The sequence below is a fragment of the Asaia bogorensis NBRC 16594 genome (assembly GCF_001547995.1).
GTDB classification, from domain to species: Bacteria; Pseudomonadota; Alphaproteobacteria; order Acetobacterales; family Acetobacteraceae; genus Asaia; species Asaia bogorensis.
On record NZ_AP014690.1, the window covers coordinates 1,608,513 to 1,632,337 of the forward strand.

The following is a 23,825-nucleotide window of genomic DNA, read 5'->3' on the forward strand; positions in this document are numbered from 1 at the left end:
CTCTGAGCCTATTGCACGATACTGCGCCGGGATATCGAGGCCGGTCTAGGCCAGGTTGCGGCGCGGAACGTGGACGGGGAATACAAGCCGATAGACGGTCCCCTGCTCTGAAATGATGTCCAGCGTAGCACCGAGTTGACGGGCAAATCCGCGCACGAGTTGCAAACCTATCCCTTCGCGCTTTTCGCCCTCCGATGGGAAAGCCAGCCCCACCCCATCATCCTCGATCAGCAAAAGGGCAGTCTCATCGACACGATGGAGTTGTATACGGACAGATCCAGCTCTTCCCTCAGGAAACGCGTACCGCAGCGCGTTCGTGACGATCTCTGTCACGATGAGGGAGAGCGGTACGGCCTGATCGGGCGTGATGGGCACATCGTGGATGTCTAATGAAAGACTGATACGTCCTTTATTGGCATGATTGTTCGCCGTAAAAATCTGGCTTGCAAGCTCCTCCATAAAGGCTCTGATATCGAGCGATGAGAGCCCACCTTCAGGGTAGAGATAACGATGGAGAGTCGCCAGAGAACGCACCCGGTCGCGGACGAGGTGGAATTCTTCTCGCGCTTCCGGCAGCTTGATACGGTTCGCTTGCAGGTTGAGTAGCGAGGCCACGATCTGAAGATTATTTTTGACGCGATGGTGGATTTCTCTGATGAGCAGATCCTGCTGTTTGGTTGCGCGCTGGAGCCTTGCCTCATGCCTGTCCAGGCGTTTTGTGGCCCTGCTGAAAGCACGCTCCATCTGGCGGATTTCAAGTGGGAGCGACAAAGGCAAATCGGGTTGAAATGAACCGTGTCGTCTCCATTCCGAGACGCTGGAGGCGAGCTTCTCAAGCGGTTCGACCAAATAACGTTGCGCAGCGAGAGCTACCAGAAGCAACTCCACGACAAGGATAAGGACGATGAGCATCACGCGCGCAAGAAACAGCTGCAAGGCGCGCGTCTCAGCTGCGCTTCGAACCGAGACAGCAACGATACTGGTGGGACCATAACCCGGTATAAGGGTGTAGTAGACGTTATTGGCCTCGAAATGATCGGCCCGTCTTCCCACCTTGAGGTCGGCGCGCAAGCGGTCTGTTACCTCTCTCGACCAAGGCGAGGTGACGTTCCGTCTTGCAGTCAGGGCAACCGGAGGGGTCTGCTCCGTAAAGAGCCATAGATCGGTCGAACCGACATCGGGCTCGCTCGAAACATGCGCATACTGCGCCGTCGAGACCAATTCCTGATTGACGAGCGGTCGGAAGGCGATCAGCCGTCCAGGGACCGAAGAGCCGGTCCGGTCAACATAGTCAAGCCGTATCGAAGAACGGACAAGAAGGGCAGACCCTGCGATCACGACTTCTGTAGCCCCGTCACCCTCGGCAAAACTCTCTTTTTCAGACACCGCATCTCGTGAGGCACTGGCAAGAGCAAGAAGATTGCTTTGGCAGGGGTTGCCGTCCTTTTCGTTTCCCCGACTACTGGCAACGATTTTTCCCGCGCGGTCGACCAGCTCGAGCGAGCAATAGTGTTGCTGGCTGACAGACTGGACGAGCTGGAAAGCCCGGGGCGCAATCTCCTCGTGGAGGGTAATCTGTGCCAGGGTCTCCAGCGCCCCCTGTGCCCGGCCCAGATCCGCGGCGATTTCATGTCTCGCACTTACCGCATCGGCCTTGGTGCGCTCAAAGCTGTTGTCTGAGGTCGCAAGATAGGTGTGCCACGCGAGAACCCCCGCGACGGTCGCAAGCGGCACAGAAGTGCAGACGATAAGCGCCATGACGCGCGAACCAACCGTATCAAAAAGACGGGTTTTCAGGCCGACGGCTTTGAATGGGTGCAGTGGAAGAAGCCTCAAGCCTAGCGCCTTTTTATTGTTCGGCGCCGGGCGCTGTCGGCAAGTTGCCGTTCAGGACTGACGGTCGTCACGATCTTCTTCGATCAGGCGCAGTAACTCCTCAGGAATTGGTTCGTTTGCAACGTCATCGAAGAGCTGATGAAGCCCTCGCTTCAACCATAAGTCGAAAGGGTTTTCTGTTTCATTGCTGGGGCCTGCCTGGCGGGGCTTCTCCGGCGTGCCGTCCTTTCCCCCAGTCATGTCCTCACCTCAACAAAAAAATTCAACCCATGCGATCTTAACAATGCGTCGCCGGACGAGTTGCACTAACGAAATTTAATCATCGCATTTTGAAGAAAAGGAAAGACCCAATCGCGCCAAAGGGGAATGAGTTACCTCACTCCCCTTCAAAGTTCTGCAAATATGTCGCAGCATCAGGGCCTTCTGATTAGGCTAAAGATAATCAGAATGTGAACAGATCGTCAGATTTGAGTCCCTTGCGGCGACGATCATCCAGCGTGGCGCGGAGAGCAGCAACCTTGACGCGCAACTTGTCGTTCGCAGGCAGGTCGCCGGTCATCCAGGCCTCGAGCTGACGACGGGCACGGAATACACGGCTCTTGGCCGTTCCGACAGCACAGCCCGTAGCTTCTGCGAGGGCTTCGTAGCTCATGCCCTGCACAACGACCATCACGAGCGCCTCGCGCTGATCGGCAGGCAGACGAGACAGCGCCATCGAAAGATCTTTGAGCGCCAGACTGTCTTCGTGCGTCGCGTTGCTCGCAAAGGACGATGCAGGCACATCCTCGATATCCGTCGTCTCACGGCGCTTGCGCAGATCGGAAATGAAGCGGTTGCGCAGAATACGATGCATCCAGGCCGAGAAGTTCGTGCCGGGGATGAAGCTATCCTGAGCCGCAAGGGCATTGCATACCGCGTCCTGAACCAGATCCTCGGCTGCGGAACGGTTGCGTGTCAGGGACAGAGCCTGAACGCGCAGTTTGGGGAGAATCTGGATAACCTGGTCATGGAAGCTGGTCATGCGAAAATCCTTCTTCGCTCGGTGCTTTTCAACGGACCAATGAACGGGCGAAGGAGGAGGTTGCATGCAATGACAAAAAACTGAAAATTTTTGTTAGACGCCTGAAACGCCTCGTCGCAAGGACAGTTTGTGGCGGTCAGGCAGAGCGCTTACTGCTCCCCATAGTCTATCTATGCGGGATCCGCAGATGGTGAGGCGATCTCGGCAAGCTGGGCTCGTGCTCTCGACACACGCGCCTTCATCGTACCGACTGGACAATCGCAGATCGCAGCGGCCTCCTCGTAACTCATCTCCTGAGCGCCAACGAGAATCAACGCCTCACGTAAAAGCTCAGGCAGACGCCATAAGAGCTGGGAGAGATCCATGACGCCATCCTTGTATCGATCGCGCTCATCGAACCCTTCCTCACTACCTCGTGATATCTCGCCGAGAATTTCTGTTTCTTTCACCTTGCGACGGCGCTGCTCGAAAAAAACATTCCTCAGGATGGTGAATAGCCAAGCCTTGAGATTGGTCCCTGGAACGAAGCTGTCACGCGCGGCCAGCGCACGCAAAACCGTGTCCTGCACGAGGTCATCGGCTGCGGAGGCGTCTCTGGTGAGGTAGCGTGCAAAACCGCGCAGATCGATAAGGTGCGTGGCAATTCCCCGCCGGACGGGGTCAGCCTTCGCGCCCGCCTCTCGCGGATTGTCTGGCTTGTCGGTGCTCAGCCTGTGATCTCCCGGTAGCGCATGACTGCATTCCTCTTTGCTCAGCGCCGAAAAAGTGCCATCGTAACGCGACGAACCGCGTTGTGTTGGCGGAAAATTTCTGGAGCTTCGTTTTTCAATGGTCGATGCAGAGCGCCAAGACCTCATGCAAGCCTTGCCCTTTGCGCGACGTTTTGCAAGAGCTCTTGAAGGCACACAGAAGCAGGGTGATCAGCTTGTGGCCCTTGCCATACGCGACATGGCTACGCGCAAGGGTGGACATGAGATCAGTGTTCGCTTCCGTCTTTACAAGTCGATCATCGACTGTTTTCAGGCAGCCAATGACAGTACTCATCCTCCGTCATCCCTTACGCTGACGCAGCGCTTTGTCCTGCTTCTCACCTCGCTCGAGGAGGTTCCACTCAGCGCCGTTGCCATGATCCTTGGGCGAACCGAGGCCGATATTCTTGGAGACATTGCCAAGGCGAATGAGGGTCTGCGTTCAGTTGCCGAGACAAGTGTGCTGATCATCGAGGACGAGCCAATCATCGCGATGGACATCCAGGACGTGGTACAGCAATGCGGCCATCGCATTGCGGGTGTCGCCTACACCGAGGCCGATGCCGTGCGGCTGGCCAAGGAAACACGCCCCGGACTTATCCTGGCCGACATCAATCTCGGTGGTGGCGGCGACGGCATGCACGCTGTTGGTCGCATTATGAAGGACCATCAGGCACCGGTGATCTTCGTGACCGCCTATCCCGAGCGGCTGCTTACAGGCGAGCAGGAAGAGCCATCTTTCATTATCACCAAGCCCTTCGAGCCTACCACGCTGGCCATAACGACCTATCAGGCGGTTACGGGCGGTCTCAAAGCGATCTGACTTGCATCGACGCAGCCGGTGCGACACATAGGGCGCATGGCTGCACCAATCCTTCATTTACGCGATATCTCCTATACTCTCGGGGGTCGTCCACTGCTGGACGGTGCCGAAATCGGGGTCGCCCCGGGCGAAAAGCTCTGCCTGGTGGGCCGCAATGGCTCAGGCAAATCGACGCTCCTGCGCATTGCCGCTGGCGAGATCCTGCCTGACTCTGGCCAGTGCTTCGTGCAGCCCGGGATCAAGATCGTTTATCTCCCGCAGGAACCAGACCTTTCGGCCTTCAGGACGAGCTACGACTACGTTGCTCAGGATCTGCAGCCCGAAGAAGATTATCTCGCCCGCAGCATGCTTTCGGAACTTGGTCTGACAGGTGACGAAACCACCGCAACACTCTCGGGTGGTGAGGCCCGTCGCTGCGCCCTCGCCCGTGCCCTTGCCGCACGGCCGGATCTCCTGCTTCTCGACGAGCCGACCAACCATCTCGATTTGCCGACCATCACATGGCTTGAGCGCGAGCTTGCCTCCATGCGCTCAGCCATGATCGTGATTAGCCATGATCGCCGCCTCCTCGAAACTCTCTCGCGCGCCGTCGTCTGGCTCGAGCAAGGCATCACCCGTCGCCTCGACCAGGGTTTCGCCCGCTTCGAGGACTGGCGCGAAGAGGTTCTCGCGCTGGAGGAACTTGCAGCTCACAAGCTTGATCGCGAGATTGCCCGTGAAGAGGACTGGATGCGCTATGGCGTGACAGCCCGTCGCAAGCGCAATGTCCGCCGTGTGGCGGAGCTGGCCTCGCTGCGCTCGCGCCGCAAGGAAATTGCGAGCCAGTTCCGTGGGTCACTCAAACTGACCGTGTCAGAAGCCCAGACGACCGGAAAGCTGACAACCGTAGCGGAGGATGTGACCAAGGCATTCGGCGAGCGGGTTGTGGTCAAGAATCTCGATCTGCGTGTGCTCAAGGGCGATCGCCTCGGGATCGTCGGGGCAAATGGTATGGGCAAGACGACGCTTCTTCGTCTCCTCACTGGCGAGGATCAGCCCGATACGGGACGCGTACAGGTAGGTCCCTCCACCTCGCTCGTCACGCTGGACCAGCGACGCGCGAGCCTCGACCCGTCCATGACGCTTGCGGATACCATGACCGGGGGAAGCGGAGACATGGTGCAGGTGGGTGATGAGAAGCGCCATGTCATCGGGTATATGAAGGACTTCCTGTTCCGCCCCGAACAAGCGCGTACGCCGGTCGGTGTCCTCTCTGGCGGTGAACGTGGCCGACTTGCCCTTGCCTGTGCACTGGCCCAGCCATCGAACCTGCTCGTGCTCGACGAGCCGACGAATGATCTTGACCTTGAGACGCTCGATCTGTTGCAGGAAATGCTTGATGACTATCCGGGTACCGTCATGCTGGTGAGCCATGATCGCGATTTTCTGGACCGCGTAGCTACCTCGGTTTTGGTGGCTCAGGGCGACGGCCACTGGATCGAGTATGCCGGTGGGTACAGCGATATGCTGGCCCAGACTGGCGGCGAAGCCCCGGCTGAGCGCAATGCAAATCCGGACGGCAAAACCGCCGAGCCACGAGAAAAGAATACTGCAAGATCAGAGCGCAACAGCAAGAAGCTTAGCTATAAGGACAAGCTGGCGCTTGAGAAACTCCCTGCGGAAATCGATCGTCTCGAGAAGCTCATCGTCACCCTGCGTGAGACACTCTCAGACCCGTCGCTCTACAGCAAGGACGCGAAGAAATTTGCCCGGGTAAGCGACGAGCTCACTTCTGCCGAGGCAGCGCTTACCTCTGCCGAGGAGGAATGGCTCCTTCTGGAAATGAAAAAAGAAGAGATCGAGTCCGGCGCTTGAACACCGGACCAGAAATCTTCAAGGGGTATCGAGCAGGAAAATGCCCCTCTTCCCGCTCAGGCCTCGGTTGGAGGCAGGCTGTCGCCTGATGCGATAAGCCCTGACATCTCCATGCGCGCCCGCGTGTCATCCATGCTGGCCTTGACGCGAATAGCCGCATCGAGCGCCCGTATACCCGCCTCCGCATCGACAAGGATCGGTGCGCCGTCCAGGCATGCCGCTGCGAAAGCATCGTGCTCGGCAGCAAGGCAATCATTGTCCTTCCACCGCAGTGCCTCGCGCCGAAAGCCCCCCGTGCCCGGTAGAGGCAAACCACGCTTACGGCCAATCATAGTCAGCTCTTGCTGAACGAAATCGGCCGAAAGGTAACCCTCCTCCGAAAAGACACGCATACGGCGTTCGGTCTTGAGTGAGATACGGCTGGCCGAGATGGAGGCGACACATCCATTGGCGAACCTTACCCGTGCATTGGAGATATCCTCATGCGCGCTCGATACCGCAACGCCTACCGCGTCTATGGACTCGATGGGAGAGTCGACCAGTGAAAGAACCAGGTCGAGATCGTGGATCATCAGATCGAGAATTACCGACACATCTGTGCCGCGTGGCTTGAAGGGGGCAATCCGCGTCGCTTCGATGTACAGAGGCTTGCCGATACGCTCTGAAATCGCCTTGTGCTCTGAGGAGTACCGCAGGAGGTGGCCCACCTGAAGCACCACGCCCTTAGCCTTCGCCAGTGCCGCAAGGGTTCTGGCTTCTTCGAGGGTCGCAGCGATGGGTTTTTCCACAAGCACGTGACGCCCTGCAGTGAGGCAGGCCGACGCGACCGGAAAATGCTGTTCTGCCGGAGCTGCCACGATCACCGCGTCAGACTGGGCAATCAGGGCCTCAAGGCTTTCCGCGACCTCGCAGCCGGCCTCTTTGGCCACGAGCTGGGCCCGCGCCTGATCCGGGTCATAAAGGGCGACAAGCTGCTCGCGCGGACAGTCCTTTGCCTTAAGCGCGTGAAAGCGGCCAAAATGACCAGCCCCCACAATTCCGACCTTCAGCATATTTTTTCCCGGTCTGTGCACGTCTGAAATCATGTTTTTGGTGTAGCAGGGGGCACAGGGAGGTTGCAACGCAGAGCGCCTGCCTGCATCTTCCCGCAGCCTGACCGCCTCGCGGTAGCCTCAAATCTCCGGTCGTTACAAGAAGGACGCCGCTCCGTTCGATGATGTACTATAGTCGGCCTACCATGCTGGGAGTTCTCGGGGTCTGTTTCCTCGGCCTCCTGCTTTGCCTGCCCAATTTCATGCGTGCGCCTGCGGCCAAGCTGCCCTGGCATCAGATCCATCTGGGTCTTGATTTGCGTGGCGGTTCCTATCTTCTGCTTCGACTCGATCAGCAGAGCCTCGTTGATGACCGCCTCCAGGGTCTTGAGGATCAGGCCAAGCAGGTCCTGATTGAAAAGAACCTTGGCTATCGCGATTTTCGCAAGGATGCCGCTGGAAGAACGCTCAGCTTCCTCCCGCGTGATGCAAGCGAGCAGCAATCCAGCCTTGAGGCTCTCTCCTCGCTCACTGGCGCTGGCAGCGACGTAGCCGCCGCGATCGATCACGACCGCATCGTGATGACCCTGAACGAGGCCGCGTTGCGTCAGCGTGCGCGCGAGGCTGTAGGACAGTCCATCGAGATCGTCCGTCGTCGTATCGACAGCACAGGTGCAGTGGACCCCGAGATCACACGGCAGGGAGACGACCGTATCGTGGTCGAACTGCCCGGCATCAGTGATCCTGAGCATATCAAGCGCCTTCTGGGCACCACTGCAAAGATGACATTCCGTCTGCTGGCCAACTCGGCCGGAGGGGGCGCCGTCGCGCCGCCGGGATCCACCCTCATGCAGGATATCAGTACGGGCGCGATGTTGCCGGTGCTGGACCATGTCGCTGTTGATGGCGCGGCGCTGAACAATGCCGGAGCATCGATCGACCAGCAATCGGGCGAATGGGCAGTCACCTTCTCGTTCAATCGTGCAGGCGCTCGCGCTTTTGCACAGACCACCTCCGAAAATGTCGGCCGACGCTTTGCGATTGTGCTCGACAACAAGGTGATCGAGGCCCCCGTTATCCGAACCCCTATTACGCAGGGTAACGGTCAGATCACCGGCAACTTCACCGCTCAGACAGCGACCGATCTTGCTGTGATGCTACGCGCAGGCGCCCTGCCAGCGCCGCTGGCGGTTATCGAGCAGCGCTCGATTGGTCCGTCGCTCGGCGCTGATTCGATCCGGGCCGGTGCCATCAGCCTGGCTATTGGCTTCATCTTCGTGATCGTCTTCATGGCGCTGTTCTATGGGCGCTTTGGCCTTTACGCGAATATCGCCCTGCTGGCCAATCTGGTCCTGATGACGGCCATTCTCTCGCTGTTCGAGGCCACACTGACCCTGCCAGGTATGGCAGGTATGCTGCTGACACTTGGCATGGCAGTCGATGCCAACATCCTGATCAACGAGCGTATCCGCGAGGAAGTCGGGCGCGGACGCACGGCACTTGCTGCCATGCAGACAGGTTTCGAACGTGCCTCCTCCACCATCATCGACAGCAACGCGACGGCCTTTCTTGCGCATGTCATGCTGTTCGTGTTCGGCACTGGGCCCGTTCGTGGCTTCGCCCTGACGATTACGGTCGGTATCGTCACCACCCTCTTCACCACCATGCTGCTGTCACGTCTGCTGATGGTTCGCTGGTACGCCCTCACACGCCCCACAGAACTGCCGGTCTGAAGCGATGCTCTCACGTCCTCTTTTCCGCTTCGTCCGTGAAGACAAGCATATTCCGTTCATGCGGGGCCGCTATGCCGGCCTTGCCACCTCGGCCATCCTGTCGGCTCTCTCGGTCGTTCTGTTCTTCGTACCTGGCCTCAAGCTCGGTCTCGATTTCCACGGCGGTATCGTTGTGGAAGCCCAGACCCAGGGACCGGCAGATTTCGACAAGCTCCGTCATGCGCTTGCCGTCCATAATATTTCCGCGGCGGGGCTACAGCGCTTCGGGGCTGAAAACGATGTGCTGATCCAGCTCGATACACCGCCTGCAGGCCCGACGCAGGAAGCCGATACGCAAAAGCTGGTCGATACCGTGCGCCACGCGGTTGTCGAGGCTCAGCCCGGTACGCAGGTCCTGCGCGCCGACGCCGTTGGTGCCTCGGTCTCAAGCGAGCTGTTTCGCAACGGGCTTCTTGCCCTTGGGCTCAGCCTTGCCATGATCCTGGTTTATATCTGGATCCGGTTCGAATGGGAGTTCGCAATCAGCGCCGTGATCACGCTGGTGCTCGACCTCACCAAGACGGTCGGGTTCCTTGCTATCACACGCTTCCAGTTCGATCTGGTGATGGTGGCCGCCATCCTGACGATTTTGGGCTATTCCACCAATGACAAGGTGGTGGTCTATGACCGCGTGCGCGAGAACCTGCGCAAGTATCGCACCATGCCCCTGCGTGAGTTGCTCGATCTCTCCATCAACGAGACGCTCAACCGGACGCTCGGCACGTCCATGACCGTGTTTCTCGCAGCGTTGCCGCTGGCTATCTTCGGGGGCCATAGCCTCTCAGGCTTTGCCACCGTCATGCTCTTCGGCATCGTGGTCGGCACATCGTCGTCGATCTTCATTGCGGCACCGCTGCTTCTGCTTATGGGCGAGAAGCGCCTGCGTCGCAGCAAGGCCTCCTGAGGCCAAAATCCCGGGGAGGCTGCGCTTGCCTCCCCTAGCCCGGTGACCGATGCCTGAATCCGGTCAGGGTGCCGCCAGCCCTGGTTTTATACCATCAACGGCTGGCTGGGGCACCGGGGTGGCATAATCCAGAATCTGCATAATTCCACCGTCAGCGAGTCTGAAATTGGCGTCCGTAGGCGAGAACGCAGCCTGCCGTATCAATTGCCACGTGTTGTGATCGATCGCGATCAGGCGTGCGATATCGGTTTTCGTCGCCTTGTGCTGCATGATGCGCACGATCATGCCGTGCTCTGCCATGCCATTCGCAATAGCATAGCTTGTGAGCAGAACGCTCGGTGAGCGGCTCTGCATCAGTTGGTCGCCTGCGCCTCCGGCACAAGCGGTGAGAGACAGGGCCGAAACCAGAATTGCGGATGAAAGAAAATGGCGCATGACCAGATCATGCGCCACGAAACAGCGCCCGCCAAGCGGGCGCGTCAAGACAGAGCGATAAAGACTGGCTTATCTGGGATCCTTCGCGATCAGATCGCGGATCTCTGTCAGCAGAACCTCGCTCTTGGTCGGCGCAGGCGGGGCTGCCGGCGCGGCTTCCTGCTTGTGCTGGAAACGGGAGACGATCTTGATCAGCCAGAATACGGCGAAGGCCACGATCAAAAACTGAATTACGGCGTTGAGGAATACGCCCACATTGACCGTGACAGCTCCAGCCTTTTGGGCCTCGGCGAGGGTGGGAAGTACCGGCCCCTTGAGCGTGATGAAGATATTCGAGAAATCGATCCCACCTGTAAGCAGTCCGATGCCGGGAGTAAGGATATCCTTGACGAGACTGGTGACAATCGACGTGAAAGCTGCACCGACGATGATACCGACAGCCATGTCGATGACATTGCCACGCATGATGAACTTCTGGAATTCGGCGATCCAGCCGGGGGTGTGCAGCTTTGAACGTAGATCAGACATCGTGACTTTTTTTCCTTCAGGTAAGGGACAGTAGAAAGCGTGTTCAGGCTCGGTTCGTGACGCGGGCATCTGCCGCGTCTGAAATGCTCAAGCACCCCAGATTGTGGGATAAAACCCTGAGGCCGGATAGAAAAAACAATGGCGGCGCAGAAGTTTCTGCGTTTTTGTCGTTTCCCTGACCGTTTCTTTCCGTTATAGCCCCGCCATCCGCTCCGGTCGGCATCGGAGCATTGCAACAAGGACAGCACAGATGAAGACCGGCATTCACCCCGATTATCACGAGATCACCATCATCATGACTGATGGCAGCGAGTTCAAGACACAGTCCTGCTATGGCAAGGCTGGCGACACCCTGCGTCTCGACGTTGACCCGAAGTCCCACCCGGCCTGGACCGGCGTGCAGCGTATGCTCGACACGGGAGGCCAGGTGGCCAAGTTCAACAAGCGTTTTGCCGGCATCGGCGCTCGCGCCGCCAAGAAGTAATATCAGGCGCTCCTTCCCGGGCGGGGCCTTGTCCCGCCCGGAAACGATCCCACATCAAGCCTGTCACAATGCCCATCCGGGGTTGCGACAATGCTTCATGTTTCTGTGCCGGCCTATGCGGAGGCGCAGTATCGGATCTGCCTTGAAGGAGGTTCTTCATGTCTTACGATTTCGCACCACTTTTCCGCTCGGCGATCGGTTTTGACCGTCTTGCCCGTCTGGTTGATGATGCCGTGTCCAATGCGCCGGCCCATGCCAGCTATCCCCCCTACAACATAGAAAAATCAGCCGAAGATGTTTATCAGGTCACCATGGCGTTGGCCGGGTTCGGTCCTGAGGATGTCGAGGTTTACCTTGCCGAGAACCAGCTGATCATCAAGGGCCATGTCCCCCGCAAGACAACAGCTGGCGAGTTGCTCCACCGTGGCATTGCGACCCGGGCATTCGAACGGCGCTTTGCGCTCGCCGATCATATCGAGGTCAGTGGCGCAGAGCTGGTGAATGGATTGCTGACCGTTTCTGTGCGGCAAGTCACCCCCGAAGCGCTCAAGCCGCGCCGCATTCCGATCTCGCAGGGTACGCCAGCCTCGAACAGCGCCAAAGCCTCCGGGATGACAACAACCTCCGGCCCCCTGCCGGTCAGCCACGCGGCCTGACGCCAGCCTGGCCCGTCGCCCCACACAAGGGATGACGTAGCGGCAAGGTCGTGCGGCATCCGGGTTTTTTACCAATAATGCGCGCAGGGGCTTGACCCCTGCCGCTCTCGCAGACCATATCAGCGCAGACTTTGCTATGCATCCAGCAGGTGCCGCGCAGATCTCCCCGGTACGCCGGGTAAGGACATTCAAATCGGTGCCTGCTGGAGCGATGCTCCTCACGCAGGATGGACCGAGATGACCTTACCGCTTATGCCGAAAGCCACCGCAGTATGGCTGATCGACAAAACCGCCCTCACCTTCACGCAGATTGCCGATTTTTGCGGCATGCATCCGCTCGAGGTGCAGGCCATTGCTGATGGCGAGGTTGCTGCGGGCATCAATGGCTATGACCCGGTCAAGAACAACCAGCTGACGCAGGAACAGATCACCCGTTGCGAAGGCAACCCGGACCTGCGCCTCAAGCTTTCCGCCAAGGCCAACCCGGTCGCCCGTCGCGCCAAGGGCGCTCGCTACACCCCGATCGCGCGCCGCAATGACCGCCCGGATGCCATCGCGTTCGTGCTGCGCCAGTTCCCTCAGCTTTCGGAACTTCAGATCATCAAGTTGCTGGGCACGACCAAGGATACCATTGCCAAGGTTCGTGACCGCCAGCATTGGAACAGCGCCAATATCAAGCCGCGCGATCCGGTGATCCTGGGCCTGTGCAGCCAGACGGACCTTAACGCTGCGGTGCAGGCCGCCAATGAGCGCCTCGCCCGTGAAGGCCATTCTGTGCCCGTCGTCGCAGAAATGTCAGAGTTTGACGATACAGAGAACTAAGTAGGGATAGCGCCGGCCATTAACCCTGTTGTAGGATTTCGCGGGTAGTGGCTGAAATGAAAGCGGAAAGAACCTGATGCTCGTTGATCATGAAGTCATGCTCCGCCGTCTGCATGAACTGCGCAGCGAGCATCGCGACCTCGATACGGTGATCGATCGTCTCGTCCAGCATCCGCTCAATCAGTTGCAGCTTCAGCGCCTCAAAAAGCGCAAGCTGCTTCTGAAGGACGAAATCAACTTTATCGAGAACCGCCTTATACCGGATGATATTGCCTGAATGAGCGAAGACCTCGATCTATACAGCCAGACAACCGATCTGGCCCAGATGCCTCGCGTTGGTATCATCATGGGAAGCCAGTCGGACTGGTCGACCATGAATTTTGCCGCCGAGAAGCTGACAGAGCTCGATATCAGCTTCGAAACGCGCATTGTTTCCGCCCATCGCACCCCTGACAGGCTGGCTGAATACGCCCGTAGCGCCCGGGGGCGTGGTCTTCAGGTCATCATCGCTGGGGCTGGCGGTGCAGCCCATCTGCCTGGAATGGTTTCGGCCTGGACCACACTTCCGGTTCTGGGCGTGCCTGTCGAATCCCACGCCCTGAAGGGCATGGACTCCCTCTTGTCGATCGTCCAGATGCCGGGCGGCGTGCCGGTTGGTACGCTCGCCATTGGCAAGGCTGGCGCCATCAATGCAGCGCTGCTTGCTGCGTCTATCCTGTCCCTGCAGGATGAAGGCGTCAGGGCACGTCTGGACACATGGCGCGCCATGCAGACTGCCTCTGTAGCCGATACCCCTGAAGCATGACGGTTACAGCGCTCCCTCCGGGATCGACAATCGGCATCATCGGTGGCGGTCAGCTTGGACGGATGTCTGCGGTTGCAGCCTCCCGTCTGGGCTATCACGTGCATATCCTGAGCGCCGAGGCTGATCCGCCAGCGCAGGAAACGGCACAGCGCGTGACCGTAGGGGCTTATGACGATGAAGCTGTTCTGAGGGACTTTGCTCAGAGCGTCGATGTCATCACCTTCGAATTCGAAAACATCTCTGCAACTGGTCTGGACCTGCTCTCCTCGCTCTGCCCGGTGCATCCGGCAGGATCCGTTCTCGCTATCAGCCAAGATCGTATCCTCGAGAAGACCTTCCTGAGCGACAATGATATCCCGGTAGCGCCTTGGATTTCAGTCCCGAACGCGACCTCACTTGAGCGTGCGGTTACCGCGCTGGGATTCCCTTTCCTGCTTAAGACCACGCGGTTTGGCTATGATGGCAAGGGTCAGTTCCGGATCGCTGATCAGGCCGCGCTCGATGCGCTTGATCACGATCTGCCCTTCCCGCTCATTGCCGAGGGGTTTGTGGATTTCGAGCGCGAGCTGAGCGTGATGGTCGCCCGTAACGCAAGCGGTGCCACCACGTGCTTTGCCGTGACAGAGAACCAGCACAAGGATGGTATTCTCGATATCAGTCTGGCACCGGCACGTATTCCCGTGGCTCTGGCCGAACAGGCCGAGGCGCTGGCACGCCGCATCGCAGTGACGCTCGATCTGGTAGGTATTCTGGGCGTCGAGATGTTTGTCTCGGCCAAGGGAGAGCTTCTGGTCAACGAAATTGCGCCCCGGCCGCATAATTCAGGCCATTGGACGATGGATGCCTGTCTGATCGATCAGTTCGAGATGCACATCCGCGCAGTCGCTGGCCTGCCCCTTCCCAACCCGTATCGCCATAGTGATGCGGCCATGAAGAACCTGATCGGTCCGGAAGGTATGGCAGTTTGTGACGCGGTTCTTGCCGGCGCTGGGTTGGCCATGCATCTTTACGGCAAGAGCGCGTGCCGCGAAGGGCGCAAGATGGGCCACGTGAATGCCCTCTTCCCGCTCGGGGCGCTACCGGGGCCGTTCGGTGTTGCGGCGCGCCTTGACGCGGCGCTCGGCATCAAGACCGTGTCTGAGCAGGAAATCTGATCAGCGGTCCTTTATCAAGCCAAGCTCCCTTAAGCTCGAATAGCTGCCATTGCCGATGATGATGTGATCGGCAATGCGCACATCAATCAGGGCAGCCGCCTTCTGTGTATCCCGCGTCATGACGATATCGGCATCGGATGGCGTCGGGTCACCACTCGGATGATTGTGGACGAGCACAATGCTTCTGGCACCGATTTCCATGGCCCGCCGCGCCACCTCGCGCGGATAGACAGGTGTGTGGTTTACGGTGCCTCGTGTCTGCGCCTCATCCGCCAGAAGGCGGTTTCGCTCATCAAGGAACAGGATACGGAATTGCTCGATCGGCTCGCGTGTCAGGCGGGATTTCAGGTAGTCAAGCATTGACCTCGGGTTGGCAAGGATATCGCCCTCACCCATACGTGCCCGGCTGACCCGTATGGCAGCCTCATGAAGTAGAGCGATCGTGCAGATAAGCGGGCGATCCAGCGAGACAATACCCGAGAGAGTGCGCTGCTCCGATGAAAACATGGCAGCGAGTGAACCAAATCGCATTAACATGTTCTCGCAGAAAGAGGTGCGTTCACCGGCGGGAATACCCGAGCCTTCACAAAAAAGGCGCAGTAGGGCCTCATCCGATAGTACGGGCCCTTGCCCGCCAGCCATGGCCATGTGAGGTAGTTCCATTAAGCCGAACACAGCCTGCGCGGCGTCGGATGGCTGCAGACCCAGTCTCGCCTCTATGCCGCTATGCTTGCAAATTACTTCTTTCAACGGCATCTCCGCCAAGATCAATCGAGTGATGTATGTCAGAGTTCGACCAATATACGAGTGATCATTCTGTTTTATTTGATCTTGACGGCACAATCATAGACTCTCGCATCGGGATCATCGACACGCTTCATGGAGTCGTGCGGGCGCTCGGCCATGAGCCTGATCTGTCGATTGATCTCACCTGGGTTGTAGGCCCCCCTCTGGCCGAGCTGATGGAGGAGGTCATCCGCGTTTATGGTGACAACAGGGTAGAAAAGGCGGTGGCCCTGTACCGCGCCCTCTATGACAAGTCGGGCAAGTTCCAGACGCCTGTCTTCCCGCATATGGCGGATCTGCTGCGCACACTCGCGCGCTCGCCAGTCAGAATCTTTACGGCAACCTCCAAACCAGCCTCCCTCGCCCGCGAGATATTGCGTCAGCATGGTCTCGACGAATGCTTCGATCGTGTCCACGGCGCCGCCGATGACGACAGCGGCGGAGAAAAGCCCGAGATGATCGCCCGCATCATGGCGCAGGAGGGGCTATCATCGGCGCGGACGCTCATGATTGGAGACCGGAGATTCGATATTTCAGGCGCCCATGCCAATCGCCTGCGCGCTCTCGGCGTGCTCTGGGGCTATGGCGGAGAGGCCGAATTGACGGAAGCCGGGGCTGATCTTCTTGTCGCTTCCCCCGGAGATCTCGCACCTGCCCTGCACGGCCAGTTCACGGCACTTGCCCGCCTCTGATGATGCGGGGAGGGGCGCAGGATAGCCTAGAAAAACCCTTTTTGTCTGAGGCTCAAAGGAGGGCGCCTTTCCGATACGACCACAACATCATGAACGATCATGGCAAGCGCGCCAGCCTCTAGACTGAGGCGCTCTGCGAAGTGACGCAGGGGCGACGTTGCGGCATGAAACGTGGTCAGTGTTTTCTGAACACCGATGAAGGAAACAGCCTGAAGCGCCAGGGCCCTGCGGAAAATGGGCGCAGTGGTGGAAAAATCATCAACCGGTTCGTCGGCCAGCAACCGGTTGCGATTATCAAGATAAAGCAACCGGAATTGCTCGGGCACAGCGCTCCCCATCACCCCGGAAAGATAGGCACAAAGCTGGTCCCAGCTCCCGAGACGGGGACGTAGGCGATCTTCTGCCAGAGCCAGCCGATCGGCGAGTACCGGGGGGAAACGCAAAAGCAGTAACGCCTTCTCGTTCACACCCAGCGACCGCAAATCCTGCGCCGGAGCCGCAAAGACGGCAGAGAGGCTTCCAAATCGCTGCAGGAGCGCCTTGGCAAGGGGTTTGGTATCGCGTCGCGGTATGCTGCTGAAAAGCAGCATCTCCAGAATTTCATAATCGGCCAATGTGTCAGCCCCTGCGCTCAGCACGCGGTGTCGCATGCGCTCGCGATGCCCTTGCGGCCCCACCCCGCGCAGCAGGTTCTTGCTTTCAGGCGAAAATGAGCGTTTGGCCATGAGAGCATTACATTCTATATCGGTCGGGTGACGCAATCCCTTATTCCATCCCCCTCGCCTGACTACCTCGAACGCCTCAATCCCGAGCAACGGGAGGCCATTGAGACGACCGAGGGTCCGCTTCTGATCCTAGCTGGAGCGGGAACGGGCAAGACACGCGTTCTGACCACGCGTTTTGCGCATATCCTGCTCGATGGCCGCGCGCGCCCGTACCAGATTCTGGCAGTCACCTTCACCAACAAGGCTGCCCGTGAAATGCGCGAGCGTGTGGGTGCCCTGCTGGGTGAGACTGTAGAAGGGCTGTGGCTGGGCACATTCCATGCCCTGTGTGCGCGAATGCTGCGCCGTCATGCTGAATATGTCGGGCTGACCACTGGCTTTACGATCCTTGATACCGACGACCAGCTTCGGCTCGTGCGTCAGATCATGGAGCCGTTCCGCCTCGATACGAAACGCTGGCCACCTCAGGCTTTACTAGGCATTTTTCAGCGCTGGAAAGATCGCGGTTTGACGCCCGAACAGGTGACGACCGCCGAGGATACGGATTTTGCAGGAGGACAGGCGCGCAAGCTTTACGCCGCCTATCAGGACCGGCTCAAGGCGGTCAATGCCTGTGACTTTGGCGATCTCATGCTGCATACGCTCGAGATCCTGCGCACACAGCCAGACGTTCTGGCCCAGTATCACCGGCTGTTCCGCTATATTCTGGTCGATGAGTATCAGGACACCAATACAATCCAGTATCTATGGCTGCGTCTGCTGGCCAAACGCGAGCACGGACCGGCCAATATCGCCTGCGTGGGGGACGACGATCAGTCGATCTATTCATGGCGTGGTGCCGAGGTGGAAAACATCCTGCGCTTCGAAAAGGATTTCCCCGGCGCGAAGATCGTACGCCTCGAGCGTAACTACCGTTCAACAGCCCAGATCCTTGCTGCGGCCTCAGGGCTGATCGCCCATAACTCAGGCCGTCTGGGCAAGACGCTTCGGCCCGGTCGCGAGGACGCACAGGGCGAGAAGCTGCAGATCATCAGCGCATGGGATTCGGACGAGGAAGCCCGTATCGCTGCCGGGGCCATCGAGCGGCTGCGCAGTGAGGGGCACCCCCTCTCCCAGATTGCCATTCTGATGCGAGCAGGCTTTCAGACACGCCCCTTTGAAGAACGTTTCCTGACACTTGGCCTGCCTTATCGCGTGGTCGGTGGTTTGCGGTTCTATGAGCGCGCCGAAATACGCGATGCCATGGCGTATATGCGTGTTCTGGCCCAGCCCGCCGATGATCTTGCCTTTGAGCGGATCATCAACGTGCCAAAGCGCGGCGTGGGTGCTGCCGGGTTGCAGAAGCTTCATCATGAGGCGCGCAGCCTGAATGCGCCGCTCAGTGTTGGTGTTGCTCATGCCCTCGACACCGGCCTGGTGAAAGGCAAGGGTCGCGAAGCCCTGTCAGGCCTCATGGAGGCCTTTGCCCGCGCCCGCGAAACCCGTAAGAGCGAGGGCCATGTGGTTGCCATGGAGCAGTTGCTGGAGGAAAGCGGCTACCTGCCGATGTGGCGCGACGATAAATCACCCGAAGCCCCAGGGCGGCTTGATAATATCAAGGAATTGCTTAGAGCCATCGGTGATTTCGGCACGCTCGAAGGCTTTCTGGAACATGTGGCTTTGGTCACCGAGACCGAGGACAAGGCGAGTGCTGACACGGTCAGCCTTATGACCCTGCATGGGGCCAAGGGGCTAGAGTTCGACACCGTGTTCCTTCCCGGCTGGGAGGAGGGGGTGTTTCCCTCACAGCGCAGCCTCGATGAAGGTGGTCTCAAGAGCCTCGAGGAAGAACGCAGGCTGGCTTATGTCGGGATTACCCGCGCCAGAAAACGGGCGATCATCATTCATGCCGCCCGTCGGCGCATCTATGCCAATTGGCAGGACTCCATGCCCAGCCGCTTCATCGATGAGATTCCTGCGGAAACGGTCGAGCATAGTGGACAGGCCATGCAGGAGCGCCGTCAGGCTGCCGCACAGACCTCCATTTTTGCATCGGGCCCGTTGAGCAGCACGCAAGGGCGTTTCCGCACACCTGCCCCCCGCGTGACAGATGTGCGCCCCGATGCCTCACACGGAATTGCCTCGGGCGCACGCGTGTTCCATCAGAAATTCGGCTATGGCACCGTGCTCGGTGTCGAATCCGACCGATTGCATATCAACTTCGAGAAGGCAGGCGAAAAACGCATTATGGCCCATTTTGTGGAACAGGTCTCGTGAGCGCATCCAGACGACACGCTTCGGCGCTTGAAACCATCTCCGTCACCGTCGCTGATGAGGCCGTGCCGCTTTTCGAACAGGCCTTTCTGACCGTTTGCACCACGGTTGGCATTTTCGAGGCCAATGAGGACCAGAACATCTGGCGCGTCGAGGGCGTGAAGGATGTGGGCCATGCCGAAGAGGAGCTTGCCCGCGCCCTTACATTGGCGCGCCTCATGACCGGCGTGGATGCCGAGCTTGTGCGCGAGCGCACCGAGGCAGAAGGCTGGCTTGCCCGTACCTATGAAGCCTTCCCGCAGCAGGATGTCGGACGGCGCTTCGCCATTCGGGGTACCCACCTCACCCCCAGCCACAAGCGTGACCGTCTGACCATCACGCTGGATGCGGGTATCGCATTTGGGTCAGGCGAGCATGGTTCCACCCGTGGCTGCCTGCGAGCACTCGAAGACATGGCCTGGCGCAAACCGGCCCGTATCCTCGATATGGGCTGCGGGTCGGGCATTCTGGCCATGGCGGCGGCACGTCTTTTCAACAAGCGTATCCTTGCCGTGGATATCGAGCCCTGGTCGGTTCGAGTGGCCGCAAGCAACGCAAAGCTCAATGGCATTGGCCCGTTGATCGATGCTCGCTTGGGCAATGGCTGGCTGACACCGGCGGTTCGTGCCAAGGCCCCTTACGATCTCGTCTTTGCCAATATCTTGGCACGCCCGCTCTGCAAGATGGCGCGTGATCTCGGTAGCCATCTTGCCCCGGGGGGCACGGTCATTCTTGCCGGCCTGTTGACGACCCAGGCCCGTATGGTGCTGGCCGCGCACAGGCGCCAGGGACTTGTGCTTGAGAAGCAGTATTACGAAGGCGAGTGGTCCACGCTGGTTCTGCGCCGCCGTGACTGAACTTCGCGACGCAACCGAAAACGACCTGCCTGCCATTCTCGCCATCACCAATGATGCGATTGCGACTTCCGAGGCGATATGGGCAACGTCACCGCGCAGCCTGGAAGAGCGACGCGGCTGGATGGCCGATCGCAAGGCTGCCGGCTTTCCGGTTATCGTGGCTGTGGAAGACGGGACCATCCTCGGCTTCGCCTCCTACGGGCCGTTTCGCGTCTATGAAGGCTATGCCCGCACGGTGGAGCATTCCATTTATGTGGCACGTGCAGCGCAGCGCAAAGGTATTGGCCGCATGCTGCTTGAGGCCATAACCACTCACGCAGAACACGCCGGGATGCATGTGCTGATCGGGGCCATTACTGCCAGCAATACCGCTTCGATCGCGCTTCATCGCGCAGCAGGATTCAGCGAGAGCACGCCCCTCCCCCAAATGGGTTTCAAGTTTGGTCGCTGGCTGGATCTGGTCTTCATGTATCGTCTTTTCGACAAAGATGGGCATTCAGGACTGATGCAGGACACGCCATCGCCCGATAGCGACACGAGCCCGCCTCACCCGGCCTAAGCACGCCGGAACTCCGTTACAAACGTCCCGCAATGCCCTGCTTACAGGCCCGAGATGAAAGAAAACGCCATGAGTCTCATCCCTCTCGACAAACGTCAGGCACTTGTCCGGCATGAACTCGATGCAAGCGGGGTGGATGGCTTTCTGCTGCCGCGTGGGGACGAATTTCTGGGTGAATATGTGGCCCCTTGCGCCGAGCGGCTGGCCTGGCTGACCGGATTTACAGGCAGTGCAGGACTTGCCATCATCCTGCGCGAGACCGCAGCAGTGTTTTCCGACGGCCGCTATACCAGCCAGTTGCAGGACCAGGTCGATGGGACGCAATGGGAGCGGCTGCATCTGACAAAACAGCCAGCGGCGGAGTGGCTCGCCCACAATGCGCGGGGTCTCAAAATCGGGTATGACCCCAAACTGGTGGGTGAGGCACAACTCAATGCCCTGACCTCAGCCGATTACAGCTTTGTTGCGCTTGATCGCAATCCGGTCGATGCCGTCTGGGCCGATCAACCAGCGCCGCCCGAGAGCGCCGTGCAATACCACCCAGAGGCCTTCAGCGGCGAAGGCAGCCTGTCCAAACGCCGCAAGATTGGCGGCGCGCTGCGCAAGGCAGGCCAGGAAGCCATGCTGGTCTGTGATCCGACATCGCTCGCCTGGCTGTTGAATATCCGCGGAGATGACGTTCCCAATACGCCGGTCATTCTCGCCTTCGGCATCCTGCATCAGGATGCCTCCTTGGAAGTGTTCGTTGATATCAGCCGCGTCAGCCCGGATGCGGCCATCTCTTTCCGCAATGTATCCGTCCTGCCCCCCGAGGAGCTTCAGGACCGTCTGAAGGCGCTTTCCGGTCAAATCGTCCGCTTCGATCCGGCCCAGACATCGCTCTGGTTCATCCAGACACTGGCTGACGCAGGAGCAACGCTGGCGCGTGGCAACGATCTCTGTGCCCTGCCCCGTGCGTGCAAAAACGCTACCGAGCAGGAAGGCGCGCGCAAGGTGCATCTGTCCGATTCGGCCGCGCTTTGCCGCTTCCTCCACTTCGTCTCCCGCGAAGGCACGGGGCTGCGTGAAACCATGCTCGCCGAAATCCTCAACGGGTTTCGCGGTGCTTCAGAGAGCTATCATGGGGAAAGCTTCCCGGCGATTTCGGCTGTCGGCCCCAATGCTGCCCTGCCGCATTATCGCGCCCTGCCCGGTCAGGATCTGATCCTGCAGCCCAATCAGGTCTATCTGATCGACAGCGGGGGCCAATATGATGCAGGCACCACAGACGTGACACGCACGATCTGGAATGGCCCCGATGCGCCCCCCGCAGCGTTGTGCGAGGCCTTTACCCGCGTGCTCAAGGGTAACATCCTTCTCGCCCGCGCCCGCTTCCCTCAGGGTACGACGGGGCATAGGCTCGACTCTCTGGCACGCTATGCGCTGTGGCAGGCCGGGCTCGATTATGACCACGGTACAGGGCATGGCATCGGCAGCTACCTCTCCGTCCATGAAGGGCCTCAGAATATAAGCTCTGTTGCCCGCCCTGTGGCGCTGGAAGAAGGCATGATCGTCTCCGACGAGCCAGGCTATTACCTGCCCGGTTCCTACGGTATCCGGCTGGAAAATCTGCTTCTCGTCAAGCCTGCATCAGTCACAAGCCAGGCCCCCTTCCTCGAGTTCGAGGTACTTGGCTTTGCGCCGTTCGATCGGCGTCTGATCATGGCATCGTTACTGGAACCGGAAGAGCTGCGCTGGCTGAATACCTATCATCAGGATACGCTCGCCCATATCGGCCCGCTTCTGGACGAGGACGACCGGAGCTGGCTTGTTGACGCCTGCGCGCCAATCACGAACTGAACAAAGGAAAGACAGAATGGCTGATCACATGATCCCCGCGACCCTTATCGAAGGTGATGGTATCGGGCCGGAAATCACCGCCTCTGTTGTCGAAATCCTGTCCAAGGTCGGTGCCCCGTTCGAATGGGACCACCAATCCGGCGGGCTTGGCGCCATTGAGAAGTTCGGCGCCCCGCTGCCACAGCCGACCCTCGACAGTATTCGCAAGACCGGCCTTGCTCTCAAGGGGCCGCTCACCACGCCGGTTGGTGCGGGTTTCAAATCCGTCAATGTAACGATGCGTCAGGAATTTGGCCTCTATGCCAACCTGCGCCCGACACGTACGGTTGTTCCAGGCGGGCGCTTCGACAAGGTGGATCTCGTGGTTGTGCGCGAGAACATCGAAGGGCTCTATGCTGCGATGGAGCATTATCTGCCCGTCGGTGACGACCCGAAGGGTCTGGCCTATGGCGCTGGTTTCAACTCGCGCGCAGAATGTGCGCGCATTGTGCGTTTTGCGTTCGATTATGCGGTGGCCAATGGCCGCAAGAAGGTTACGCTGGTCCACAAGGCCAATATCCTCAAGATCTTCAGTGGGATTTTCCTTGAGGAAGGTCGCAAGGTCGCCAAGGAATATGAAGGTCGTGTCGCTGTTGAGGAGCGCATCGTTGATGCCTGCGCCATGCAGCTCGTCACCGATCCCTGGCAGTACGACGTGATCGTCACGACGAATTTGTTTGGCGACATTCTCTCTGATCTCACTGCCGGTCTTGTCGGTGGTCTCGGCATGGCACCCGGTGCCAATATCGGCCCGGATGCTGCAATCTTCGAGGCGGTGCATGGCTCCGCCCCCGATATCGCCGGCAAGGGCGTTGCCAACCCGCTAGCAATGCTTATGGCTGCCAGCATGATGCTTGCTTATGTCGGTCGTCAGGACCTTTCTACACGCGTGGATCAGGCTATCGACCGTGTTATTCGCATTGATGGCGTGCGCACGCGTGATCTGGGTGGCGAGACAGGCACGGCCGAGCTGACAAAGGCACTTCTGGCGGCTCTCTGAGCTGTCATTTCTGCTGTTTTGCAGATCAGGGTGGGCGCGGCGTTGAGCTGTGCCTACACCTCACGCCCTCATGATGCCTCTGCGCATAGGGGGAATCGAAAGCGCATCTCCTTAGCTGATTGAGATTGCACTATGCGCACCAGCCCAAGCTGGCTGCTCATG

At 59.2% G+C, this 23,825-nt stretch carries 25 protein-coding genes; 16 read left to right on the plus strand and 9 right to left on the minus strand.

Annotation, left to right across the window (positions count from 1 at the left end; translation table 11 throughout):
- Window positions 1-45: 45 nt before the first annotated feature.
- The 4 genes from Asbog_RS07075 to Asbog_RS07090 all read right to left on the minus strand — a co-directional run bounded on the left by Asbog_RS07075 (window position 46) and on the right by Asbog_RS07090 (window position 3,501).
- On the minus strand, window positions 46-1,836 hold the full coding sequence (locus Asbog_RS07075) for a sensor histidine kinase (protein ID WP_231944531.1): 1,791 nt from the start codon (window positions 1,834-1,836) through the stop codon (window positions 46-48).
- 51 nt (window positions 1,837-1,887) lie between these two features.
- Window positions 1,888-2,076, minus strand: a complete 189-nt coding sequence (locus Asbog_RS07080; protein WP_023978042.1) for a NepR family anti-sigma factor — start codon at window positions 2,074-2,076, stop codon at window positions 1,888-1,890.
- Window positions 2,077-2,278: 202 nt separating this feature from the next.
- Window positions 2,279-2,857 carry a sigma-70 family RNA polymerase sigma factor gene (locus Asbog_RS07085; RefSeq protein WP_023978043.1) on the minus strand — a complete coding sequence of 193 codons (579 nt, stop codon included), beginning with the start codon at window positions 2,855-2,857 and terminating at the stop codon, window positions 2,279-2,281.
- Window positions 2,858-3,027: 170 nt separating this feature from the next.
- Window positions 3,028-3,501: a sigma-70 family RNA polymerase sigma factor gene (locus Asbog_RS07090; RefSeq protein WP_031240265.1), complete on the minus strand. Its 474-nt coding sequence runs from the start codon at window positions 3,499-3,501 to the stop codon at window positions 3,028-3,030.
- Between the two features lie 184 nt (window positions 3,502-3,685).
- On the opposite strand from Asbog_RS07090, the gene Asbog_RS07095 reads away from it, so the two are divergent.
- Together Asbog_RS07095 and Asbog_RS07100 are read left to right on the plus strand one after the other, a co-directional pair.
- The gene (locus tag Asbog_RS07095) at window positions 3,686-4,429 is read left to right on the plus strand and encodes a PhyR family response regulator anti-anti-sigma factor (protein ID WP_062164595.1); all 744 of its coding nucleotides are present in this window, start codon (window positions 3,686-3,688) and stop codon (window positions 4,427-4,429) included.
- A 36-nt stretch (window positions 4,430-4,465) separates the two neighbouring features.
- The gene (locus Asbog_RS07100) at window positions 4,466-6,283 is read left to right on the plus strand and encodes an ABC-F family ATP-binding cassette domain-containing protein (RefSeq protein WP_062164596.1); all 1,818 of its coding nucleotides are present in this window, start codon (window positions 4,466-4,468) and stop codon (window positions 6,281-6,283) included.
- Between the two features lie 56 nt (window positions 6,284-6,339).
- On the opposite strand, the gene Asbog_RS07105 is transcribed toward Asbog_RS07100, so the two are convergent.
- Window positions 6,340-7,335, minus strand: a complete 996-nt coding sequence (locus tag Asbog_RS07105) for a Gfo/Idh/MocA family protein (RefSeq protein ID WP_307723610.1) — start codon at window positions 7,333-7,335, stop codon at window positions 6,340-6,342.
- 164 nt (window positions 7,336-7,499) lie between these two features.
- Here Asbog_RS07105 and secD point away from each other — a divergent pair, with 164 nt between their 5' ends.
- Window positions 7,500-9,047: a protein translocase subunit SecD gene (secD, locus tag Asbog_RS07110; protein WP_062164598.1), complete on the plus strand. Its 1,548-nt coding sequence runs from the start codon at window positions 7,500-7,502 to the stop codon at window positions 9,045-9,047.
- Window positions 9,048-9,051: 4 nt separating this feature from the next.
- The gene (secF, locus tag Asbog_RS07115; protein WP_023978050.1) at window positions 9,052-9,990 is read left to right on the plus strand and encodes a protein translocase subunit SecF; all 939 of its coding nucleotides are present in this window, start codon (window positions 9,052-9,054) and stop codon (window positions 9,988-9,990) included.
- A 63-nt stretch (window positions 9,991-10,053) separates the two neighbouring features.
- Here secF and Asbog_RS07120 read toward each other — a convergent pair whose 3' ends face one another.
- Together Asbog_RS07120 and mscL are read right to left on the minus strand one after the other, a co-directional pair.
- The gene (locus Asbog_RS07120; protein ID WP_146926655.1) at window positions 10,054-10,425 is read right to left on the minus strand and encodes a hypothetical protein; all 372 of its coding nucleotides are present in this window, start codon (window positions 10,423-10,425) and stop codon (window positions 10,054-10,056) included.
- Window positions 10,426-10,494: 69 nt separating this feature from the next.
- Complete coding sequence (gene mscL / locus Asbog_RS07125) at window positions 10,495-10,953, minus strand: large-conductance mechanosensitive channel protein MscL (protein ID WP_023978052.1); 459 nt, start codon at window positions 10,951-10,953, stop codon at window positions 10,495-10,497.
- Window positions 10,954-11,203: 250 nt separating this feature from the next.
- Between mscL and rpmE the strand changes: the two genes are divergently transcribed.
- The 6 genes from rpmE (at window position 11,204) to Asbog_RS07155 (ending at window position 14,874) form a co-directional block, all read left to right on the plus strand.
- Complete coding sequence (gene rpmE / locus Asbog_RS07130; RefSeq protein WP_023978053.1) at window positions 11,204-11,437, plus strand: 50S ribosomal protein L31; 234 nt, start codon at window positions 11,204-11,206, stop codon at window positions 11,435-11,437.
- 158 nt (window positions 11,438-11,595) lie between these two features.
- Window positions 11,596-12,093: an Hsp20 family protein gene (locus Asbog_RS07135; protein ID WP_083510767.1), complete on the plus strand. Its 498-nt coding sequence runs from the start codon at window positions 11,596-11,598 to the stop codon at window positions 12,091-12,093.
- A gap of 237 nt (window positions 12,094-12,330) precedes the next feature.
- The gene (locus Asbog_RS07140) at window positions 12,331-12,915 is read left to right on the plus strand and encodes a DUF1013 domain-containing protein (protein ID WP_062164600.1); all 585 of its coding nucleotides are present in this window, start codon (window positions 12,331-12,333) and stop codon (window positions 12,913-12,915) included.
- A gap of 76 nt (window positions 12,916-12,991) precedes the next feature.
- Window positions 12,992-13,192, plus strand: coding sequence for a DUF465 domain-containing protein (locus Asbog_RS07145; protein WP_023978056.1), 201 nt, complete (start codon window positions 12,992-12,994; stop codon window positions 13,190-13,192).
- Window positions 13,193-13,720, plus strand: coding sequence for a 5-(carboxyamino)imidazole ribonucleotide mutase (purE, locus tag Asbog_RS07150; protein WP_083510768.1), 528 nt, complete (start codon window positions 13,193-13,195; stop codon window positions 13,718-13,720).
- On the plus strand, window positions 13,717-14,874 hold the full coding sequence (locus Asbog_RS07155; RefSeq protein ID WP_062164601.1) for a 5-(carboxyamino)imidazole ribonucleotide synthase: 1,158 nt from the start codon (window positions 13,717-13,719) through the stop codon (window positions 14,872-14,874). Before purE ends, Asbog_RS07155 begins: the two co-directional genes overlap by 4 nt.
- On the opposite strand, the gene radC is transcribed toward Asbog_RS07155, so the two are convergent.
- Window positions 14,875-15,630: a RadC family protein gene (gene radC, locus Asbog_RS07160; RefSeq protein WP_343206275.1), complete on the minus strand. Its 756-nt coding sequence runs from the start codon at window positions 15,628-15,630 to the stop codon at window positions 14,875-14,877.
- A 26-nt stretch (window positions 15,631-15,656) separates the two neighbouring features.
- Here radC and Asbog_RS07165 point away from each other — a divergent pair, with 26 nt between their 5' ends.
- A complete protein-coding gene (locus Asbog_RS07165; protein ID WP_062164603.1) occupies window positions 15,657-16,352 on the plus strand; it encodes an HAD hydrolase-like protein in 696 nt (231 codons plus the stop codon).
- Window positions 16,353-16,378: 26 nt separating this feature from the next.
- Here Asbog_RS07165 and Asbog_RS07170 read toward each other — a convergent pair whose 3' ends face one another.
- Window positions 16,379-17,077: a JAB domain-containing protein gene (locus tag Asbog_RS07170; RefSeq protein ID WP_062164604.1), complete on the minus strand. Its 699-nt coding sequence runs from the start codon at window positions 17,075-17,077 to the stop codon at window positions 16,379-16,381.
- A 27-nt stretch (window positions 17,078-17,104) separates the two neighbouring features.
- On the opposite strand from Asbog_RS07170, the gene Asbog_RS07175 reads away from it, so the two are divergent.
- The 5 genes from Asbog_RS07175 to Asbog_RS07195 all read left to right on the plus strand — a co-directional run bounded on the left by Asbog_RS07175 (window position 17,105) and on the right by Asbog_RS07195 (window position 23,663).
- On the plus strand, window positions 17,105-19,333 hold the full coding sequence (locus tag Asbog_RS07175) for an ATP-dependent helicase (RefSeq protein WP_062164605.1): 2,229 nt from the start codon (window positions 17,105-17,107) through the stop codon (window positions 19,331-19,333).
- Complete coding sequence (locus tag Asbog_RS07180; protein ID WP_062164606.1) at window positions 19,330-20,226, plus strand: 50S ribosomal protein L11 methyltransferase; 897 nt, start codon at window positions 19,330-19,332, stop codon at window positions 20,224-20,226. Before Asbog_RS07175 ends, Asbog_RS07180 begins: the two co-directional genes overlap by 4 nt.
- A complete protein-coding gene (locus Asbog_RS07185; protein WP_083510769.1) occupies window positions 20,219-20,785 on the plus strand; it encodes a GNAT family N-acetyltransferase in 567 nt (188 codons plus the stop codon). Before Asbog_RS07180 ends, Asbog_RS07185 begins: the two co-directional genes overlap by 8 nt.
- Window positions 20,786-20,854: 69 nt before the next feature.
- The gene (locus Asbog_RS07190) at window positions 20,855-22,624 is read left to right on the plus strand and encodes an aminopeptidase P family protein (protein WP_062164607.1); all 1,770 of its coding nucleotides are present in this window, start codon (window positions 20,855-20,857) and stop codon (window positions 22,622-22,624) included.
- A 16-nt stretch (window positions 22,625-22,640) separates the two neighbouring features.
- Entirely contained in the window at window positions 22,641-23,663 is a 1,023-nt protein-coding gene (locus tag Asbog_RS07195) for an isocitrate/isopropylmalate dehydrogenase family protein (protein WP_062164608.1), read from the plus strand.
- Window positions 23,664-23,825: the final 162 nt, after the last annotated feature.

Excerpts from the sequence above, each read along its gene's own strand:
- Asbog_RS07080 (WP_023978042.1), bottom strand. The coding sequence starts at position 2,076 with ATGACTGGGGGAAAGGACGGCACGCCGGAGAAGCCCCGCCAGGCAGGC.
- Asbog_RS07085 (WP_023978043.1), bottom strand. The coding sequence starts at position 2,857 with ATGACCAGCTTCCATGACCAGGTTATCCAGATTCTCCCCAAACTGCGC.
- Asbog_RS07095 (WP_062164595.1), top strand. The coding sequence starts at position 3,686 with ATGGTCGATGCAGAGCGCCAAGACCTCATGCAAGCCTTGCCCTTTGCG.
- Asbog_RS07100 (WP_062164596.1), top strand. The coding sequence starts at position 4,466 with ATGGCTGCACCAATCCTTCATTTACGCGATATCTCCTATACTCTCGGG.
- Asbog_RS07105 (WP_307723610.1), bottom strand. The coding sequence starts at position 7,335 with ATGCTGAAGGTCGGAATTGTGGGGGCTGGTCATTTTGGCCGCTTTCAC.
- secD (WP_062164598.1), top strand. The coding sequence starts at position 7,500 with ATGTACTATAGTCGGCCTACCATGCTGGGAGTTCTCGGGGTCTGTTTC.
- secF (WP_023978050.1), top strand. The coding sequence starts at position 9,052 with ATGCTCTCACGTCCTCTTTTCCGCTTCGTCCGTGAAGACAAGCATATT.
- Asbog_RS07120 (WP_146926655.1), bottom strand. The coding sequence starts at position 10,425 with ATGCGCCATTTTCTTTCATCCGCAATTCTGGTTTCGGCCCTGTCTCTC.
- mscL (WP_023978052.1), bottom strand. The coding sequence starts at position 10,953 with ATGTCTGATCTACGTTCAAAGCTGCACACCCCCGGCTGGATCGCCGAA.
- rpmE (WP_023978053.1), top strand. The coding sequence starts at position 11,204 with ATGAAGACCGGCATTCACCCCGATTATCACGAGATCACCATCATCATG.
- Asbog_RS07135 (WP_083510767.1), top strand. The coding sequence starts at position 11,596 with ATGTCTTACGATTTCGCACCACTTTTCCGCTCGGCGATCGGTTTTGAC.
- Asbog_RS07140 (WP_062164600.1), top strand. The coding sequence starts at position 12,331 with ATGACCTTACCGCTTATGCCGAAAGCCACCGCAGTATGGCTGATCGAC.
- Asbog_RS07145 (WP_023978056.1), top strand. The coding sequence starts at position 12,992 with ATGCTCGTTGATCATGAAGTCATGCTCCGCCGTCTGCATGAACTGCGC.
- purE (WP_083510768.1), top strand. The coding sequence starts at position 13,193 with ATGAGCGAAGACCTCGATCTATACAGCCAGACAACCGATCTGGCCCAG.
- Asbog_RS07155 (WP_062164601.1), top strand. The coding sequence starts at position 13,717 with ATGACGGTTACAGCGCTCCCTCCGGGATCGACAATCGGCATCATCGGT.
- radC (WP_343206275.1), bottom strand. The coding sequence starts at position 15,630 with ATGCCGTTGAAAGAAGTAATTTGCAAGCATAGCGGCATAGAGGCGAGA.
- Asbog_RS07165 (WP_062164603.1), top strand. The coding sequence starts at position 15,657 with ATGTCAGAGTTCGACCAATATACGAGTGATCATTCTGTTTTATTTGAT.
- Asbog_RS07170 (WP_062164604.1), bottom strand. The coding sequence starts at position 17,077 with ATGGCCAAACGCTCATTTTCGCCTGAAAGCAAGAACCTGCTGCGCGGG.
- Asbog_RS07190 (WP_062164607.1), top strand. The coding sequence starts at position 20,855 with ATGAGTCTCATCCCTCTCGACAAACGTCAGGCACTTGTCCGGCATGAA.
- Asbog_RS07195 (WP_062164608.1), top strand. The coding sequence starts at position 22,641 with ATGGCTGATCACATGATCCCCGCGACCCTTATCGAAGGTGATGGTATC.